Source organism: Rhizobium sp. EC-SD404 (assembly GCF_902498825.1).
Classification (GTDB): domain Bacteria; phylum Pseudomonadota; class Alphaproteobacteria; order Rhizobiales; family Rhizobiaceae; genus Georhizobium.
In genome coordinates this window covers 316,164-332,920 of record NZ_LR701459.1, presented here as the reverse complement: position 1 = coordinate 332,920, position 16,757 = coordinate 316,164, and the positions used below count along the sequence as shown (strand labels likewise).

19 protein-coding genes are annotated in these 16,757 nt (G+C 62.0%); 13 read left to right on the top strand and 6 right to left on the bottom strand.

Features of this window, described 5'->3' with window-relative positions; translation table 11 throughout:
• The first annotated feature begins 15 nt into the window (after positions 1-15).
• From GC125_RS02650 to GC125_RS02635, 4 genes are all read left to right on the top strand, one after another.
• Positions 16-660 carry an arylesterase gene (locus tag GC125_RS02650; RefSeq protein ID WP_151983865.1) on the top strand — a complete coding sequence of 215 codons (645 nt, stop codon included), beginning with the start codon at positions 16-18 and terminating at the stop codon, positions 658-660.
• A 111-nt stretch (positions 661-771) separates the two neighbouring features.
• Entirely contained in the window at positions 772-1,365 is a 594-nt protein-coding gene (gene thpR / locus GC125_RS02645; protein WP_151983863.1) for an RNA 2',3'-cyclic phosphodiesterase, read from the top strand.
• A gap of 39 nt (positions 1,366-1,404) precedes the next feature.
• Positions 1,405-1,698 carry a 4a-hydroxytetrahydrobiopterin dehydratase gene (locus tag GC125_RS02640; RefSeq protein ID WP_151983861.1) on the top strand — a complete coding sequence of 98 codons (294 nt, stop codon included), beginning with the start codon at positions 1,405-1,407 and terminating at the stop codon, positions 1,696-1,698.
• Between the two features lie 63 nt (positions 1,699-1,761).
• Positions 1,762-2,169: a YkvA family protein gene (locus GC125_RS02635; RefSeq protein ID WP_353617032.1), complete on the top strand. Its 408-nt coding sequence runs from the start codon at positions 1,762-1,764 to the stop codon at positions 2,167-2,169.
• 18 nt (positions 2,170-2,187) lie between these two features.
• Here GC125_RS02635 and GC125_RS02630 read toward each other — a convergent pair whose 3' ends face one another.
• A complete protein-coding gene (locus GC125_RS02630; RefSeq protein ID WP_151983859.1) occupies positions 2,188-2,763 on the bottom strand; it encodes a sigma-70 family RNA polymerase sigma factor in 576 nt (191 codons plus the stop codon).
• Positions 2,764-3,142: 379 nt separating this feature from the next.
• Here GC125_RS02630 and GC125_RS02625 point away from each other — a divergent pair, with 379 nt between their 5' ends.
• From GC125_RS02625 to GC125_RS02615, 3 genes are all read left to right on the top strand, one after another.
• Entirely contained in the window at positions 3,143-3,646 is a 504-nt protein-coding gene (locus GC125_RS02625) for an invasion associated locus B family protein (RefSeq protein WP_151983857.1), read from the top strand.
• 153 nt (positions 3,647-3,799) lie between these two features.
• The gene (gene rlmN, locus GC125_RS02620; protein WP_151983855.1) at positions 3,800-5,035 is read left to right on the top strand and encodes a dual-specificity RNA methyltransferase RlmN; all 1,236 of its coding nucleotides are present in this window, start codon (positions 3,800-3,802) and stop codon (positions 5,033-5,035) included.
• A 10-nt stretch (positions 5,036-5,045) separates the two neighbouring features.
• On the top strand, positions 5,046-5,543 hold the full coding sequence (locus tag GC125_RS02615) for a hypothetical protein (protein WP_151983853.1): 498 nt from the start codon (positions 5,046-5,048) through the stop codon (positions 5,541-5,543).
• Positions 5,544-5,608: 65 nt separating this feature from the next.
• Here GC125_RS02615 and GC125_RS02610 read toward each other — a convergent pair whose 3' ends face one another.
• Positions 5,609-6,250, bottom strand: coding sequence for a LysE family translocator (locus GC125_RS02610; protein WP_151983851.1), 642 nt, complete (start codon positions 6,248-6,250; stop codon positions 5,609-5,611).
• A gap of 170 nt (positions 6,251-6,420) precedes the next feature.
• On the opposite strand from GC125_RS02610, the gene GC125_RS02605 reads away from it, so the two are divergent.
• Together GC125_RS02605 and GC125_RS02600 are read left to right on the top strand one after the other, a co-directional pair.
• On the top strand, positions 6,421-7,647 hold the full coding sequence (locus GC125_RS02605) for an argininosuccinate synthase (RefSeq protein ID WP_151983849.1): 1,227 nt from the start codon (positions 6,421-6,423) through the stop codon (positions 7,645-7,647).
• A 3-nt stretch (positions 7,648-7,650) separates the two neighbouring features.
• Complete coding sequence (locus GC125_RS02600) at positions 7,651-8,154, top strand: GNAT family N-acetyltransferase (RefSeq protein ID WP_151983847.1); 504 nt, start codon at positions 7,651-7,653, stop codon at positions 8,152-8,154.
• Positions 8,155-8,159: 5 nt separating this feature from the next.
• On the opposite strand, the gene GC125_RS02595 is transcribed toward GC125_RS02600, so the two are convergent.
• Positions 8,160-9,440 carry a multidrug effflux MFS transporter gene (locus tag GC125_RS02595; protein ID WP_151983845.1) on the bottom strand — a complete coding sequence of 427 codons (1,281 nt, stop codon included), beginning with the start codon at positions 9,438-9,440 and terminating at the stop codon, positions 8,160-8,162.
• On the bottom strand, positions 9,437-9,913 hold the full coding sequence (locus tag GC125_RS02590; RefSeq protein ID WP_151983843.1) for a MarR family winged helix-turn-helix transcriptional regulator: 477 nt from the start codon (positions 9,911-9,913) through the stop codon (positions 9,437-9,439). Before GC125_RS02590 ends, GC125_RS02595 begins: the two co-directional genes overlap by 4 nt.
• Positions 9,914-10,044: 131 nt before the next feature.
• Between GC125_RS02590 and GC125_RS02585 the strand changes: the two genes are divergently transcribed.
• From GC125_RS02585 to ppa, 4 genes are all read left to right on the top strand, one after another.
• Positions 10,045-12,102: a M3 family metallopeptidase gene (locus GC125_RS02585; protein WP_151983841.1), complete on the top strand. Its 2,058-nt coding sequence runs from the start codon at positions 10,045-10,047 to the stop codon at positions 12,100-12,102.
• A 125-nt stretch (positions 12,103-12,227) separates the two neighbouring features.
• Positions 12,228-14,057, top strand: a complete 1,830-nt coding sequence (typA, locus tag GC125_RS02580; protein WP_151983839.1) for a translational GTPase TypA — start codon at positions 12,228-12,230, stop codon at positions 14,055-14,057.
• A gap of 255 nt (positions 14,058-14,312) precedes the next feature.
• On the top strand, positions 14,313-14,819 hold the full coding sequence (locus GC125_RS02575; RefSeq protein WP_151983837.1) for a GNAT family N-acetyltransferase: 507 nt from the start codon (positions 14,313-14,315) through the stop codon (positions 14,817-14,819).
• 161 nt (positions 14,820-14,980) lie between these two features.
• Positions 14,981-15,508 (top strand): inorganic diphosphatase, encoded by a 528-nt coding sequence (ppa, locus tag GC125_RS02570; RefSeq protein WP_151983835.1) that lies wholly within the window; start codon positions 14,981-14,983, stop codon positions 15,506-15,508.
• Between the two features lie 102 nt (positions 15,509-15,610).
• Here the strand turns inward: ppa and GC125_RS02565 are convergent, their stop codons facing one another.
• Both GC125_RS02565 and GC125_RS02560 read right to left on the bottom strand, forming a co-directional pair.
• Positions 15,611-15,901 carry a YggT family protein gene (locus GC125_RS02565; protein WP_151983833.1) on the bottom strand — a complete coding sequence of 97 codons (291 nt, stop codon included), beginning with the start codon at positions 15,899-15,901 and terminating at the stop codon, positions 15,611-15,613.
• Between the two features lie 84 nt (positions 15,902-15,985).
• Positions 15,986-16,753, bottom strand: a complete 768-nt coding sequence (locus GC125_RS02560) for a glutamine amidotransferase (protein WP_151987462.1) — start codon at positions 16,751-16,753, stop codon at positions 15,986-15,988.
• Between the last annotated feature and the right edge of the window lie 4 nt (positions 16,754-16,757).

Here is a 16,757-nt window from a genome sequence, read left to right as displayed (position 1 = left end):
TTTAGGAACGGTGCAATGAATGTTAAACGGCTTTCCGCTTTCCTCCTCGCAATCTGTGTCTCCTTGATGGCAAGCGTGACCGCATCCCGGGCCGAAACGCTGCAGATCGTGGGCTTCGGCGACAGTCTGATGGCCGGTTACCAGCTCGACGCGGCCTATGCGTTTCCCGTTCGGCTCGAAGCGGCGCTTAAGGAACGCGGACACGATGTCGTGATCGCGAACGCCGGCGTATCGGGCGATACGAGTTCGGCGGGTCTGTCGCGGCTCGATTGGTCGGTGCCGGACGGTACGGATGCGGTCATTCTGGAACTCGGCGCCAACGACATGCTGCGCGGCATCGACCCGGCCCGCACCGAGGCGAACATCGATGAGATGATAACTCGTCTCAAGGCGCGCGACATCGAAGTGCTGCTCGCGGGCATGATGGCATCGCCGAATATGGGAGCCGACTTTGCCGAGCGCTTCAATGGCCTTTTTGAAAGCCTTGCCGCCAAGCACGATCTCGTTTTCTACCCCTTCTTCCTGGATGGCGTCGCGGCCGATGCCGCGCTCAATCTCGATGATGGCATCCACCCGAACGAAGACGGCATCGACGTAATGGTCGAACGGTTCATTCCTGCAGCGGAAGAATTGCTGCAGCGGTTGAAACCAGACGCCTGAGGCGCGCGTTCAAACCTCAATAAGGCAAGAGTGGACGCCGAAGATTTAGGGATTGTCGACGGCTTCGCCGCATGATTCGCTGAGAGTGCCTTTCGATTCGGGGAGATCTCCATGCCGAGACTGTTCGCTGCCCTCGAACTCCCGCGTGACACCACCATGTCGCTTTCCCTCTTACGCGGCGGGCTTCCCGGCGCGCGATGGATCGACGTGGAAAATTACCACATCACGCTTCGCTTCATCGGTGACGTGGATGGTCCCACGGCCGACGAGATCGTCAACGCCTTCGACCGCATCCGCCGCACCGAATTTCCGGTGCGGCTCCAAGGCATCGGGTCCTTCGGTGCCAAGAAACCTCATTCCATCTGGGCGGGCGTCACGCCGACAACCGAACTTATGGCCCTTCAAGGCGAAATCGAACGGGTGTGTCAGCGGTTGCGCCTGCCGGCCGATCCGCGCAAGTTCAAGCCGCACGTGACTTTGGCACGGATCAAGACGGCGAGAGAAAGCGACGTCGTGCGCTACCTTCAAGGTCGCGGCGATTTCCACACGCCGGCATTCACAGTCACCCGCTTCGTCCTGATGTCGTCGCGTGATTCGGTCGGCGGCGGACCCTATGTGACGGAAGAAGCGTTTCCTCTCGACGAGACGAACGCGTCGGCGGGCATCGGCAGTCTTTTGCCGAGCGCCTATTACAGTCCGCTCTAGCATTCGCCTGAGCCGGAAACTCGGAAGGTTGGACCGATCATGACTGTCGAGAAGATAGGCGAAGACGCCTTGCGCGAAGCGTTGGCGGGCTTGCCCCAGTGGACGCTGTCGTCATCGGGCGACGCGATGGAACGGCGCTTTGTCTTTGCCGATTTCAACGAGGCGTTCGGCTTCATGAGCCGCGTCGCGCTGAAGGCTGAATCGATGAATCATCATCCCGAATGGTCGAATGTGTACAAGAACGTGGACGTGACGCTTCGGACCCACGATGTGGGCGGAGTGAGCCGGCTGGACATTCAACTGGCGCATTTCATGGACACCATCGCCGCCTGACGGAGACTTGAAGAGCCCGCTTCAGGGCACGATCTGTTGAGGCGGTTGGAAGTTGGAAGAGGCATGACGGCTATGGACGACAAGAAGATCGCCGACATTTTGACGGTCGAAGACACGCAGGGCCAGCACGAGCAGGAAAGCCGCGTCCGCGCCAAGTTCTTCGAAACCCTGCGGCGCGCGGCCCAACATGTGCCGTTCATCGAAGATCTGGTCGCCGCCTATTATTGCGCCCTTGACCCGAAGACGCCGACCCGCGTTCGCGGAACGCTGCTGGCTGCGCTCGCCTATTTCGTGCTGCCGTTCGATTTCGTACCGGATTTCATCGCCATCATCGGCTTCGGCGACGATCTGGCGGTTCTCGCCGCCGCGATCACCGCAGTGCGCAGCCACATGACCGAAGCGCACTATGCCGCAGCCCGCGAAACGCTCGGAAAAGAGCCCGACGCGTCAGGGACGGCATCGACCTTCTGAACGACGAATTTTTAGACGTCACTCGTCCGTATCGATCCGCGGATCGTCTTCGAGCGCCTTTTTCAGCCGCCCGAAAGCCAGCCTGATCCGAGATTTGACCGTGCCAAGCGGCAATCCGGTCTCTTCCGCGATCTGGCTGTGGGACAGGCCGATGAAGAAGGCCAGTCGGACCAGTTCGAGCTGTTCCGTCGGCAGCACGCTCATCGCGCGGCGCACTCGCTCGTCGCGTTGCTCCGCATCCATCAGAAGATCAGGCGGCTCCGGCGCACTCGGCAAAAGAGACGGGTCCTCAGCGTCGAGGTCCTTACCGCGATCCCGACGCAGCGCATCGATTCGACGGTTTCGGGCGACACGAAAGAGCCATGTGGCGAGCGACGACTTGGTCGAATCGAAAAGACCGGCCTTGTGCCACAGGACGATCATCACTTCCTGAGCCAGTTCCTCGGCCTCCTGCGGCTGCATGTTCAGGCGCAGCAGGTAGGATTTGATACGGGGAGCGAAATAGTCGAAGAGTTCTGCGAACGCCGTCTTGTCGCGCTCGAAGGCTACGGCTCGGGCGAGCCGGGCAAAGCGCTCATTCAACTCGACAGTCATTCGTGGGCGTCGTCCTGATTTACGCGGTGCGGGATCGTTGAAGTCTGCGGACCGGCACCAAGCCCAGACAGGTACACAGCTTTTTGCAAAGGTCAAACTGTTGCCGAATTCTTTGCCGCATAGTCGCGCCATCGTTTCCGCTGGGATCGGCGGGCCTTCCGCCGATGAGTGAAACTGGTGGGCAGAGTGTGGCTGCCGGCCTCTTCATGTCCCCGGCGAATTCGTGAAGGAAGCATGGGATCGCGGGTAAAAACCGGCGGGTTACAGTTTGGTAACCGCGATTAAGTAAAATTAAACCGAAGCGGTGTTGTTTGCCCGCCAAATGGCGTTGCGGCGGACGACGCTTCGTCAATTCTGATCAGGCAACCGGCAGGATAACATGTTCGTGAAGACACTTCTCACCGCACTCGCGCTCACGGCGGCGACAACGGCGACCGCCTACGCCCAATCACCCACACGCATGAATCAGTTCAATGCTTGGGGCGCCTATTCCTACGACAGCGGCAACGGGAAGGTGTGCTACATCCTGTCCGTGCCGACGAGTTCGGAACCAAGCTCCGTAAACCACGGCGAAAACTTCTTCCTCGTTTCCCAGCGCCCGGGACAGAACGTCTCCTACGAACCTCAGGCCATGATGGGATATCCGCTGCAGGATGCCTCGAAGGTCAACGTTACGGTCGACGGTCGAGCCTTCACGCTGTTCTCACGTGGTAATTCCGCCTGGGTCGAGAATGCGGCGGAAGAGCCGGCCTTGGTGACCGCTATGCGCGGCGGCACCTCCATGACGGTTCAGGCCGTTTCGGGACGCGGAACCGAGACAAACTATTCCTATTCGCTCTCCGGCGTCACCGCGGCGTTGAACGAAATCCAGAACTGCAATTGATGGACGCGCTACCCTTGGGCCTTTGAGTGTCCAAGGGTGACGATCCGGCCCATGTGTGATACATGGCCCGCCAACGACATCGCTAAAGCTAAAAATGCGCCGCCGCAGTCTTGATCTGCGGGGGCGCTTCGCATTGGAAAGCGGCAGATTGACATGGCTTTGACACTCGAACTCAGCGATCCAGCTCAGCGCGAACAGCTGGCTCAGCGCGCGCCTGTGCGTGCCGAACCGATCGATCTCGTCGGCCTGTCGCGAGAAGCGGTCGGTGAGGCGCTCGCCAATGTCGGCGTTCCCCAGAAGCAGGTGCGCATGCGTGTCAGCCAGCTCTGGCATTGGCTCTACATGCGCGGCGTCAACGATTTCGACCGCATGTCGAACATTTCGAAGGAAATGCGCGCGCTCCTGAAGGCCAACTTCACCATCGGTTGGCCCGAAATCGCCGACGAGCAGATTTCCAACGACGGCACCCGCAAATGGCTGCTGCGTTTTCCGTCACGCGGCGCCGGCCGGCCCGTCGAAGTGGAAACGGTCTATATCCCGGAAGAAGGCCGCGGCACGCTCTGCGTTTCGAGCCAGGTCGGCTGCACGCTCACCTGTTCCTTCTGCCACACTGGCACGCAGAAGCTCGTGCGCAACCTCACATCCGGCGAGATCCTGTCGCAGCTGATCCTTGCCCGCCATCGCCTGGGCGATTTCCCCGATGTAGAAGCGGCACCGGGCACGATGGTGCCGAGCGAGGGCCGCAAGGTTTCAAACATCGTGATGATGGGCATGGGCGAACCGCTCTACAATTTCGAGAACGTGAAGCAGGCACTGCTGATCGCCTCGGACGGCGAAGGACTTTCGATCTCCAGGCGCCGCATCACGCTGTCGACCTCGGGCGTCGTGCCGGAGATCCGTCGTGCGGGCGAAGAAATCGGCGTCATGCTGGCGATTTCGCTGCATGCCGTACGCGACGATCTGCGCGACGAGCTCGTCCCGATCAACAAGAAGTATCCGCTCAAGGATTTGCTGCAGGCATGCCGCGACTATCCGGGCCTCTCCAACGCACGCCGCATAACCTTCGAATATGTGATGCTGAAGGGCGTCAACGACAGCCTGGAAGACGCCCGCGATCTGGTAAAGCTGCTGAAGGGCATTCCGGCCAAGATCAACCTGATACCGTTCAATCCATGGCCGGGCAGCTCCTACGAATGTTCCGACTGGGAGCAGATCGAGCGCTTTGCCGACTTCGTCAATCATGCGGGCTATGCATCCCCGATCCGCACGCCGCGCGGCCGCGACATTCTCGCCGCCTGCGGTCAGCTGAAATCCGAATCGGAGCGGCTGCGTAAATCGGAAAGACTGGCTCTGGAATCCATGATGATCGCCGGACACGGCGCCGAGTGAGGCAAACGGGGTGAACCGCTTCTTCCTGTTCTTTCTGCGTCTGCTGATGATGGCCTTCGCATTCTTCGTCGCGTGCATCGTCACCGGCGCCACGCTCGCCTTCCTGACGCGGGCGGTGACGCCCGAGGACGTTCGCAACATCACCGGCGACGGCACCTGGATCAGCGTCCTGATCGGCGTGCTCACCGTTGCCGGCCTCGTCGCATACGCATCCTTGATACCGGCGATGTTCATCGCGCTCTATTCGGAGATGCAGCGCCGCCGCGGCTGGCTGTTCTACTGCCTGTCTGGTGGCGTGGTCGCCGCGCTCTGCCTGGCCTTCCTGCTCCTCAATCCGCAGCAGGACAGCAACCCCTCGATCAGCTTCGTCGCCGTCATCATCGTGTCCGGCATGCTGGGTGGCGTGGCCTACTGGCTCATCGCGGGTCGTCACGCCGGCGGATGGCTTCCCCGCCAGATCAAGCGGCGGCGCATGGAACGCGAGGCTGCAGGGCCGAGCATGGAGTAGATCCGCCTAAAGCGTTTCCAAGGTACGGTGGAAACCGGTTCACCGTTCGGAAACGCGAAATTGCTCTAGCGGCCCTGTGTCAGCAGCACCTTGATGGCGAAGGCCGAAAATATCCCGGCAAAACCATAGTCGACGGCCCGCATCACTTTCGTATTTCGCTTCAGCCAGTCGGCCAAGCGCTCGGCGCCGAGGACGATCGCAACGACGATCGGGAGCGACAGCACGACGAACAGAAAGCCAAGGAAGAACAGCTTGCCCGCGACATTCGGATCCTGAACCGACACGAATTGCGGCAGGAACGTCATGAAGAACAGCGCGACCTTCGGATTGAGCAGGTTCACCCCGAGCCCCACGGCCCAATTGCTGAAGAATGTCCGCTTGCGCACCGGCCCGGTTTCGACGGTGAGCGTGGACCCGTGGCGCAGCGCCTGGATGGCGAGATAGAGCAGATAGCCGGCCCCCACGATCTTCAGTACGAGAAACGCCGTCGGCGACGCCACGATCAGCGCCGACAGGCCGAGCGCGACGAGTGTCGTGTGGACCAGGCATCCGGTCATAGCGCCCGCGATGCAGGCAATACCGGCCCGCCTTCCATCGGAAAGCGCTCGGCTGATGAAGAGCGTCATGTCCGGTCCGGGCGTGATCGCAAGAAAGATCGAGGCAGCAGAAAATGCTGCCAGCGTCGGCCAGTCGGGAACGATGGACATTACGGTCGGTCCTGGATTTGAGCGTGATGCGCGTTCCCTAACGCCGAAACCGGCCTTCCGCCACCCGATTCGCCACGTCACGCGACCCCGATGGCTTGTGTCGAGGCGCGTTCTGAATAAAGTGCGCGCCACATTCGACCCCCTGCCAATCTCTCCGAAGCGGAAATTCCATGAGCGCTCTGAAAGACGTCAAGAAAGTCGTTCTCGCCTATTCCGGCGGCCTCGACACCTCGATCATCCTGAAATGGCTGCAGACCGAACTTGGCGCCGAAGTGGTTACCTTCACGGCCGATCTCGGCCAGGGCGAAGAGCTTGAGCCGGCGCGCAAGAAAGCCGAGATGCTCGGCATCAAGGAAATCTTCATCGAGGACGTGCGCGAGGAGTTCGTGCGCGATTTCGTCTTCCCGATGTTCCGCGCGAACGCCGTCTACGAAGGCGTCTATCTCCTCGGCACGTCGATTGCCCGGCCGCTGATCTCCAAGCACCTTGTCGAGATCGCCGAAAAGACCGGCGCCGACGCGATCGCCCATGGCGCGACCGGCAAGGGCAATGACCAGGTCCGCTTCGAGCTCTCCGCCTATGCGCTGAACCCGGACATCAAGATCATTGCGCCCTGGCGCGACTGGGCCTTCAAGAGCCGCACGGATCTTCTGAATTTCGCCGAGCAGCACCAGATCCCGGTCGCCAAGGACAAGAAGGGCGAAGCCCCGTTCTCGGTCGATGCGAACCTTCTGCACTCCTCGTCCGAGGGCAAGGTGCTGGAAGACCCGGCCGTCGAGGCCCCCGAATATGTGCATATGCGCACGATTTCCCCGGAAGCTGCTCCCGACAAGGCCACGATCATCACCGTAGGCTTCGAGCGCGGCGATGCCGTCTCGATCAATGGCGAGCGCCTGTCGCCGGCAACGCTTCTGGCCAAGCTCAACGATTACGGCCGCGACAACGGCATCGGCCGTCTCGATCTCGTCGAGAACCGTTTCGTCGGCATGAAGTCGCGCGGCATCTACGAAACCCCCGGCGGCACGATCCTTCTGGCGGCCCACCGTGCGATCGAAAGCATCACGCTCGACCGTGGCGCGGCGCATCTCAAGGACGAGCTGATGCCACGCTATGCGGAACTCATCTATTACGGCTTCTGGTTCTCGCCCGAGCGCGAAATGCTGCAGGCGGCAATCGATCGGAGCCAGGAGCATGTGGAAGGCGAAGTGACCCTGAAGCTTTACAAGGGCAACGTCATGGTCACCGGCCGTTCGTCTCCCAAGTCGCTCTACTCGGACGCGCTCGTCACCTTCGAGGACGACCGTGGCGCCTACGACCAGAAGGACGCCGCTGGCTTCATCCGCCTGAACGCGCTGCGCCTGCGGACGCTCGCAGCACGCAATCGCGCTGCGAAATAGGGCATGACCTTCGAACTGAGGCCGGAAACAGCCGGGGATGCGAGCGCGATCGACGCGCTGACGACCGCCGCGTTCGAAGGTGCGCCGCACACCTCCGGCACGGAGGCGGCGATCGTCGCTGCTCTGCGCGATGCCGGGGCGTTGGTCATATCCCTGGTCGCGGTCGAAGCCGGACGCATCGTCGGCCATGTCGCCTTCTCGGCCGTGACAATCGATCCCGAACAACCGGACTGGTACGGCCTCGGACCGATCTCGGTGCATCCCGACCGGCAAGGCCGCGGAATCGGTCGCGCTCTGGTCGAGGATGGCCTGCGCCAAGTGAGGGCCTTAGGCGCGGCGGGCTGCGTCGTGCTCGGCGATCCTGGCTATTACGGTCGCTATGGTTTCAGCAGCGACACAGCACTCATGTATGGCGACGTCCCGCCGGAATATTTTCAGCGCATCGTGTTTTCCGGGTCCGCACCGGCCGGTAACGTCGCTTACCACCCGGCCTTCGACGCCATCTGAAAGACTCACTCAGCCGGCGCTGGATGTTCCATCGGTTGCGGATCGACAGTCCTTGCCAGCACCCGCCGCCGGGTACGCCGGTAGGCTGCGTAGGAGACGACGGCCACCGCTGCCATGGCCGGAACCACGACACCGATCCCGAGCACCGGATCGCCGATCAGCGCCGCGATGGAACCGCCGAGCAGCCCTGAGCCCATCTGGATGAAGCCCATCATCGCCGATGCGGAACCCGCGATGTGTGGGAAAGGAACGAGCCCCGCAACCTGCATGTGCGGCATGACGAAGGCGATGCCGAATGCGGCGAGGCCGACCGGCACCATGATCGTGAAGAATGATGCCCCGGCAATCAGCAGCAGGGCGATCAAAAGCAGCGCACCGCCGGCGATGAAGCCGAGGCCGGGCAGCACGAGCGCTTCGGCCTTCCTGCCCCGCATCAAATACCGAACGACGAGCGAGCCCAGGAAGAACGAGCCCGACTGCATCAACATCGACAGGCCGAACTGGGTCGGCGTCAGCCCTACCCTGTCGATCAGCACGAAAGGAAGGATGGTTGCCTGCGCATAGAGCGCGCCGACGGCAAAGCCGCAGGTCAGGCTTGCGAAGAGAAATTCGGAACTGCCGAGCACGGTGCGATAGGCGCGCATCACCATGGCCGGCCGCGCCAGCGCGGTACTCGGAATGACCGTCTCGCGCATGGCGAACCAGACGATGATCGCCGACACCACGCCAAAGCCCACCATCAACATGAAAATCGCGTGCCAACCGGCCAGACTGAGAGTGACGCCGCCGATCGCCGGCGACATGGCCGGCGCGATGGCGAGAATGATGCCGACCATGTTCATGATCCGCGCTGCCTGCTCGCCCGCGAACTGGTCGCGAACGATGGCGCGGGCGACCGTGACGCCGACGGCAGCCCCGACGCCCTGAATCAGGCGGGCAACGAGCAGCGTCTCGACGGTCTGCGACAGAGCCGCAAGCACGCCACCGATCAGATAGACGAAGAGGAAGCCGAGCGTTGTCTTGCGCCTGCCGAAGGCGTCGGCAAGCGGCCCGGCGGCGAGCTGGGCAACGGCGAAGCCGGCGAAGTAGACAGTCAGCGTGGTCTTGATGGCAGCATTCGAACTGTCGAAGGCCTGGACCAGCTCCGGCATCGCCGGCGTGTAGAGCGCCATCGAGACGGGCCCGATTGCCACCAGCAATGCGGAAATGAGGCTCGTGCGCCGCTCCGACATGCGCCCGGGCTGGGGCAGCGGCCGTTTCGAGGTGGGTTCGACGGTGTCGGTCATGCGGCCTGCCCGTTCGAAGAACGATCGCAGCCGAGCATGGCCTGAAGCGACCCTCTCATGCTGCGAAGAACGGTTTCGAATACGGCCCTATCGGCAGGCGCCACGCCTTCCATGGCGGCACCGAGCACCGATCCGGCGACAGCCCGCGCTTCATCGATCACCTGATCGGCGGCATCCGTTGCATAGACCAGGCGCGCGCGGCGGTCGCTCGGGTCCACCCGGCGTTCCACCAGGCCACGCTGCTCCAGCCTGTCGACATAGCCGGAAACGGTCATCGGCTCGACGCCGAGACGTTCGGCCAGCACGGTCTGGCGTCCACCATCGAGCGCGGCAATGTGGATCAAAGCTCGGGCTTCTCCCGGCGTGATGTCCGTGCCGTTGACGACAATGCGTTTTTCGACCGCCGCCCGCAGAAGACGGCCGACATCGGTGATGACGAAGCCGAGGGAATCTGGATCGACCGTGCGTGACATGGGACTTTTCCTGCAATAAAGTAAGCCTTACTTATTATCCTCCATGCGCTTTCGCAAGACGCTCGCCGCTTGCTTCCGATCACATCATCATTACATCGCTGATCAACACCTTCTCAAAGCTGGATAGACGCATGACCGCCGCTTCATCGATCGCCTACGACCGCATCTCCGACTGGTCCGGATCTTTCGGGCTTCCCAATTTCGGAGCGATCCAGGACGACGATTTCCGCCCCGCCTTCGAAGCGGCCCTGATGGCGCATGACGCGGAAATCCAGGCAATCGCGCAGTCGGAAGCAGCGCCGACCTTTGAAAACACGATCGAGGCGCTGGAATTGGCCGGCAAAGGCCTGTCGCGGGTTTCGGCGCTCTTCTTCAACCGCGCCGGCGCCCACACCAACCCGGCCATTCAGGAACTCGAGCGCGAGATCGCTCCGCAATTGTCGCGGCATTATTCGCGCATTGCGATGAACAAGCCGCTGTTCCAGCGCATCGATACCCTTTTCCAGAACGCATCGACGCTGGATTTGAGCACCGAACAGTTCCGCGTGTTGGAGCGGAGCTGGAAGGGCTTCGTGCGTTCCGGCGCAAATCTGGAGGGCGACGAGCAGACGCGCCTCGCCTCGATCAACGAACGCCTGGCGACGCTCGGTGCGCGTTTCGGCCAGAACGTGCTGGCCGACGAGCAGTCCTGGCACATGCTTCTCGACGAGACCGATCTAGCCGGCCTCCCGGACTTCGTGCGCGACGCCATGGCATCGGCGGCGAGCGATCGTGGCGCCGATGGGCGCTTTGTCGTTACGCTGTCGCGCTCGATCATCGAGCCGTTCCTGACCTTCTCGGAACGACGCGATCTCCGCGAAACGGCGTTCAAGGCCTGGACCGCGCGCGGCGAGAATCCGGGCGAGACCGACAACCGTCCGCTGATCGCCGAAATTCTCAAGCTCCGGGCTGAAAAGGCAAAGCTGCTCGGCTACGAGAATTTCGCCGCCTACAAGCTCGAAGACACGATGGCGAAGAACCCCGATGCGGTGAACACCTTGCTGCAGACGGTTTGGGAGCCGGCCGTTCGCCGCGCAGCAGATGAGGAGGCGGCGCTTGCCGACATCGCGGCTGCCGAAGGCAACAACGAACCCATCGCACCGTGGGACTGGCGCCACTACGCCGAGAAGCTGCGGCGCCAGCGCTTCGATTTCACCGAAGAGGAGCTGAAGCCTTATTTCCAGCTCGACCGCATCGCCGAGGCCGCTTTCGATGTCGCCGGCCGGCTCTTTGATCTGGACTTCGAGCTTCTGGAGGGTGTGAAGGCCTACCACCCGGACGTTCGGACCTTTGCCGTCAAGGATCGCTCGGGCAACACGATCGGTATCTTCCTGGCCGATTATTTCGCACGGTCCTCGAAGCGTTCCGGCGCCTGGATGAGCGCCTTTGCAAGCCAGCACCGGCTGGATGGCGGGCAGCTGCCACTGATCTACAACGTCATGAACTTCGCCAAGCCGCGCGAAGGTTCGCCTGCCCTTCTCTCGCTGGACGATGCGCGCACGCTGTTCCACGAATTCGGCCACGCGCTTCACGGGCTGCTGTCGGACGTGACCTACCCTTCCGTGTCGGGAACGTCGGTATCACGCGACTTCGTCGAACTTCCCTCGCAGCTTTACGAGCACTGGCTGACCGTGCCGGAGATTCTACGCAAACACGCCGTCCACTACCGCACCGGTGAGCCGATCCCGCAGCAGCTCTTGGACAAGGTCCTGGCGGCGGCGCGGTTCAACGCAGGCTTTGCGACGGTGGAATACACGGCATCCGCATTGATCGACATGGCCTACCACACGGCCGCGGACGTCGACGACCCTGCCGCGTTCGAAGCGGCAAGCCTGCAGGCCATCGGCAAGCCGGTTGCCATCGAGATGCGCCACCGCAGCCCGCATTTCCTGCACATCTTCTCGGGCGACGGCTATTCCGCCGGCTATTACTCCTACATGTGGTCGGAAGTACTCGATGCCGATGCCTTCTCGGCTTTCGAAGAAACCGGCGACGCGTTCGATGCCTCGATGGCGCAGCGCCTGCGCACGCATGTCTATTCGGCCGGCGGCGCGGTGGATCCCGAAGAAACCTACACGGCCTTCCGCGGTCGTCTGCCGACGCCTGAGGCCCTTCTCAGGAAGCGCGGGCTGGCCTCCGACGCGGCCTGATCTCGACCGGGGCAGCACGCTGATCGGCGCGCGCCCCTTTCGCGCTTGCGAAAAACCATGTATGAGCGCGCCAAATGAAGGCTGGCGCTCATATCCCATGCGCCCCACAATTCCGAGACATTCCCATGACCATGCGCAATATCGCGATCATCGCACACGTCGACCATGGCAAGACCACGCTCGTCGACGAGCTCCTCAAGCAATCCGGCTCCTTCCGTGAGAACCAGCGCACAGCCGAGCGCATGATGGATTCGAACGACCTGGAAAAGGAACGTGGCATCACGATCCTGGCCAAGGCGACCTCGATCGAATGGAAGGGTCATCGCATCAACATCGTCGACACGCCGGGCCACGCCGACTTCGGCGGCGAGGTCGAGCGTATCCTGTCGATGGTGGATGGCGCGATCGTTCTGGTCGATGCCGCGGAAGGCCCGATGCCGCAGACGAAGTTCGTCGTCGGCAAGGCGCTCAAGGTCGGCCTTCGCCCGATCGTTGCGATCAACAAGATCGACCGTCCCGATGGCCGCCCGGAAGAAGTCGTGAACGAGGTCTTCGACCTCTTCGCAGCGCTCGACGCTAATGACGAGCAGCTCGATTTCCCCATTCTTTACGGTTCGGGCCGCGGCGGCTGGATGAACACCGCGCCGGAAGGTCCGTCAGACCAAGGCCTCGCACCGCTTCTCGATCTCGTCATGGAGCATGTGCCCGCGCCGACGGTCGGCGAAGGCCCGTTCCGCATGATCGGCACGCTGCTTGAAGCGAACCCCTTCCTCGGCCGCATCATCACCGGTCGCATCCATTCCGGCTCCATCAAGCCGAACCAGGCCGTCAAGGTGCTGGCTGCCGACGGCAAGACTGTCGAGACCGGCCGTATTTCGAAAATCCTCGCGTTCCGCGGCATCGAGCGCCAGCCCATCGAAGAAGCCAAGGCAGGCGACATCGTCGCCATCGCCGGCCTGTCGAAGGGCACCGTCGCCGATACGTTCTGCGACCCGGCCGTCAACGAACCGCTGCAGGCACAGCCAATCGATCCGCCGACGGTCACCATGTCTTTCATCGTCAATGACAGCCCGCTTGCCGGCACCGAAGGCGACAAGGTCACGAGCCGCGTCATCCGCGATCGCCTGTTCAAGGAAGCCGAAGGCAACGTCGCTCTGAAGATCGAGGAAGCCGAGGGCAAGGATTCCTTCTACGTCTCCGGCCGTGGCGAATTGCAGCTTGCCGTTCTGATCGAGACCATGCGCCGCGAAGGCTTCGAACTTGCCGTGTCGCGTCCTCGCGTGGTGATGCAGAAGGGCGAGAATGGCCAGATGCTGGAGCCAGTCGAAGAAGTCGTCATCGACGTCGACGAGGAGCATTCGGGCATCGTCGTCCAGAAGATGTCGGAGCGCAAAGCCGAGATGGTCGAACTGCGCCCGTCGGGCGGCAACCGCGTTCGTCTCGTCTTCCATGCGCCGACGCGTGGCCTGATCGGCTACCAGTCGGAGCTTTTGACGGATACCCGTGGCACAGCCATCATGAACCGGCTGTTCCACTCCTATCAGGCCTACAAGGGTGAGATCGCCGGCCGCGTTCAGGGCGTGCTTCTCGCCAATGAAGCCGGTGAATCCGTCGCCTACGCGATGTTCAACCTGGAAGACCGAGGTCCGATGATCATCGACGCCGGCGAAAAGGTCTATGCAGGCATGATCATCGGCATTCACACCCGCGACAACGATCTGGAAGTGAACGTCCTGAAGGGCAAGAAGCTCACCAACATGCGCGCGTCCGGCAAGGACGAAGCGGTGAAGCTGACGCCGCCCATCAAGATGACGCTCGACCGCGCCCTTTCCTGGATCCAGGACGACGAGCTCGTCGAGGTCACGCCGAAGTCGATCCGCCTTCGCAAGATGTATCTCGACTCCAACGAGCGCAAGCGCTTCGAGAAGTCGCGTTCGGCCGCCGGCGCCGCTTAAGCCTCATCGGAATTGGCCGCGAATCAGGGCGGGGATGCGAACGATCGCATCCCCGCCCTTTCTGTTTCATGTTGGCCGTTGTGCCGTTTCGATTCAACTCGAAGCGTCAAAACCGGACATCGGCCTCTCTTGCCGAAAACGTTAACGAAGCGTTAAACTTGTTTCGGGTTGTCGGACCAAATGAGCTGTGGGCGAGGGCCCATCTGCTCCCCGAGGCGCTTCGTCGGCGGAATCCGAAGCGGTAGGATTCGTGCCATGAAGACGCTTTCCATCGATGTCCGTCCCGCGTTGCCCGACGACGCGCAGGCGATTGCCGAAACGCACCGCGCTGCGTGGGCGCATGCCTATTCCGGCCTGATTCCCTTCAAGACGCTGCGGGCCATGATGGAACGCCGCAACGTGAAATGGTGGACGCGCGCCATCAATGGGTCGACCAGCATTCTCGTGCTCGATGTTGGCGGCACCGTCGCAGGGTATGCGACGCTTGGCCTGAACCGCGCCCCTGCCCTGCCGCAGGAAGGCGAGATCTATGAGCTGTATCTGCGCCCGGAATATCAGGGCATCGGCCTGGGCAAGCGTCTCTTCACCGAAGCACGACGGCTTCTGTCGTCGCTCGGCTGCCGCGGCGTCGTCGTCTGGACGCTCGAGGACAACGACCGCGCCGTGCAGTTCTACCGCCAGAGTGGCGGACGCGACGTGGCCGAAGGCACCGAAACCTTCGACGGAAAGCGCCTCGGCAAGATTGCTTTCATCTGGGCTTAGCTTCTGCCCGCCTTTTTGAGGTCGGCTCACACGGCACTTTCAGCGCGATAGCGTCGCACTCCCTCAAGCCTGACACGGCGTGGGCGGGCGGCCACAGTTGCTTTGGCGCGTGATTGTCGGTATTTCCCCGGCAAAGTTCTCCCTCCAACATGAGAGTTCCCATGCGCATCGATGCCATCTCAATCGGCCACAATCCGCCTGAAGACGTCAACGTCATCATCGAAGTTCCCGTTGGCGGGCAGCCGATCAAGTACGAGATGGACAAGGAATCCGGGACACTGGTCGTCGATCGCTTCCTGCATACGCCGATGACCTATCCGGGCAATTACGGTTTCGTGCCGCACACCCTGTCGGAAGACGGCGACCCGATCGACGTGCTCGTCTGCAACACGCGCCCTCTCATCCCGGGCTGCGTCATCAATGTGCGCCCGATCGGCGTGCTCTTGATGGAAGACAATTCCGGCAGGGACGAAAAGATCATTGCCGTTCCGGTCTCGGCGCTGACCAAGCGGTACGAGAAAGTGTTCAATCACACCGACCTGCCGGAAATCACCCTGCAGCAGATCCAGCACTTCTTCGAGCACTACAAGGATCTGGAACCCGGCAAATGGGTTCGCGTGGAAGATTGGCAGGGCGCCGATGCGGCACGCCGCTATATCACCGAAGCCATCGAGCGCGGCCGGAAGTAATCTCCGTCCCGACGTATGAACGCGAAAGGGCCGCCGCATCCAGGATGCGGCGGCCCTTTTCGTTTCGGTCACGCACCGGCCGAACCGGTGTCGATGATCTGCTTATACGAGCGCCGGAGCGATCGTGTTCCACATGAAGGAGCGGATGAAGAAGATGATGAGCAGCAGGACGATCGGCGAGATGTCCAGGCCACCGAGATTTGGCAGGATGCGCCGCAGGGGCCGAAGCGCCGGCTCGGTCGCCTTGTAGAGAAATTCTGCCACCATCGCGACGAAGCGGTTGTTGGAATTGACCACGTTGAACGCATAGAGCCACGAGAAGATGGCGCTGCCGATGATGATCCAGGTGTAGATGCTCAAAGCCAGATCGATGGTCTGGAAGACGGCTATCATTCTCACTCTCCGTTACGGGCTGGCCGAGATGTAGCCACTCCCATCTTTCCCGGCAAGTGCGCCTGCTGCCGCACCGAATGGCGTTCAGCCGTGGCGGGCCGCCATGGCGTCCATTTCGCGGTCGAGCCGGCGCATGAAGATCATCGCCAGGAACTCCGCCAGCCATGCACGCAGCGGCCCGTCATGGATCATGCGGCCGTGAAGATGGTCGCGCCCCTGCTGCGCACCGGGCAATTCGAAGCGCTGTGCCCCGTGGACCACCCAGCGATGCATCATGGCCTGGGTCAGCTCTCCGTGGAACTGGACGCCCCACGCATTCTCCCCGAAGCGGAAGGCCTGATTTTCGTAATCGTCGGCGGTTGCGAGAAGCGTCGCATCGCGTGGCAGATCGAAGCCTTCCCGGTGAAAATGGTAGACCATCGACGGCCAGTTCATCAGCGCCGCACCCTCGGGCGTCGGCCGTAACGGATACCAGCCGATTTCGGTCAGGCCATCGGGATGCGCCTCGACCTTGCCGCCGAGATGGCGCACCAGCAACTGCGCGCCGAGGCAGATGCCGAGATACGGCTTGTTCTCCGACAGCGGCACCTTCAGCCAGTCGATCTCTCGCCGAATGCCTTCATCTTCGTCATTGGCGCTCATCGGGCCACCGAAAATGATCGCGCCCACATGGCGCTCGAGCGTATCGGGAAGCGGATCGCCCAGGACCGGACGGCGGATATCCAGCGCAAATCCAGCCTGCTGCAGCATCAGACCTACCCGTCCCGGGCTCGATCGTTCCTGGTGCAGCACGACGAGGATGCGCGGTGCGGGATTAAATCCCCTCTCTCCAAAACCCTGTCGTCCAGACATGAAG

Coding starts and splice junctions, on each gene's coding strand:
- GC125_RS02605 (WP_151983849.1), top strand. CDS start 6,421: ATGAGCGCTCTGAAAGACGTCAAGAAAGTCGTTCTCGCCTATTCCGGC.
- typA (WP_151983839.1), top strand. CDS start 12,228: ATGACCATGCGCAATATCGCGATCATCGCACACGTCGACCATGGCAAG.
- GC125_RS02635 (WP_353617032.1), top strand. CDS start 1,762: ATGACGGCTATGGACGACAAGAAGATCGCCGACATTTTGACGGTCGAA.
- GC125_RS02560 (WP_151987462.1), bottom strand. CDS start 16,753: ATGTCTGGACGACAGGGTTTTGGAGAGAGGGGATTTAATCCCGCACCG.
- GC125_RS02650 (WP_151983865.1), top strand. CDS start 16: ATGAATGTTAAACGGCTTTCCGCTTTCCTCCTCGCAATCTGTGTCTCC.
- GC125_RS02625 (WP_151983857.1), top strand. CDS start 3,143: ATGTTCGTGAAGACACTTCTCACCGCACTCGCGCTCACGGCGGCGACA.
- GC125_RS02595 (WP_151983845.1), bottom strand. CDS start 9,440: ATGACCGACACCGTCGAACCCACCTCGAAACGGCCGCTGCCCCAGCCC.
- thpR (WP_151983863.1), top strand. CDS start 772: ATGCCGAGACTGTTCGCTGCCCTCGAACTCCCGCGTGACACCACCATG.
- GC125_RS02640 (WP_151983861.1), top strand. CDS start 1,405: ATGACTGTCGAGAAGATAGGCGAAGACGCCTTGCGCGAAGCGTTGGCG.
- rlmN (WP_151983855.1), top strand. CDS start 3,800: ATGGCTTTGACACTCGAACTCAGCGATCCAGCTCAGCGCGAACAGCTG.
- GC125_RS02610 (WP_151983851.1), bottom strand. CDS start 6,250: ATGTCCATCGTTCCCGACTGGCCGACGCTGGCAGCATTTTCTGCTGCC.
- GC125_RS02600 (WP_151983847.1), top strand. CDS start 7,651: ATGACCTTCGAACTGAGGCCGGAAACAGCCGGGGATGCGAGCGCGATC.
- GC125_RS02575 (WP_151983837.1), top strand. CDS start 14,313: ATGAAGACGCTTTCCATCGATGTCCGTCCCGCGTTGCCCGACGACGCG.
- ppa (WP_151983835.1), top strand. CDS start 14,981: ATGCGCATCGATGCCATCTCAATCGGCCACAATCCGCCTGAAGACGTC.
- GC125_RS02590 (WP_151983843.1), bottom strand. CDS start 9,913: ATGTCACGCACGGTCGATCCAGATTCCCTCGGCTTCGTCATCACCGAT.
- GC125_RS02585 (WP_151983841.1), top strand. CDS start 10,045: ATGACCGCCGCTTCATCGATCGCCTACGACCGCATCTCCGACTGGTCC.
- GC125_RS02630 (WP_151983859.1), bottom strand. CDS start 2,763: ATGACTGTCGAGTTGAATGAGCGCTTTGCCCGGCTCGCCCGAGCCGTA.
- GC125_RS02565 (WP_151983833.1), bottom strand. CDS start 15,901: ATGATAGCCGTCTTCCAGACCATCGATCTGGCTTTGAGCATCTACACC.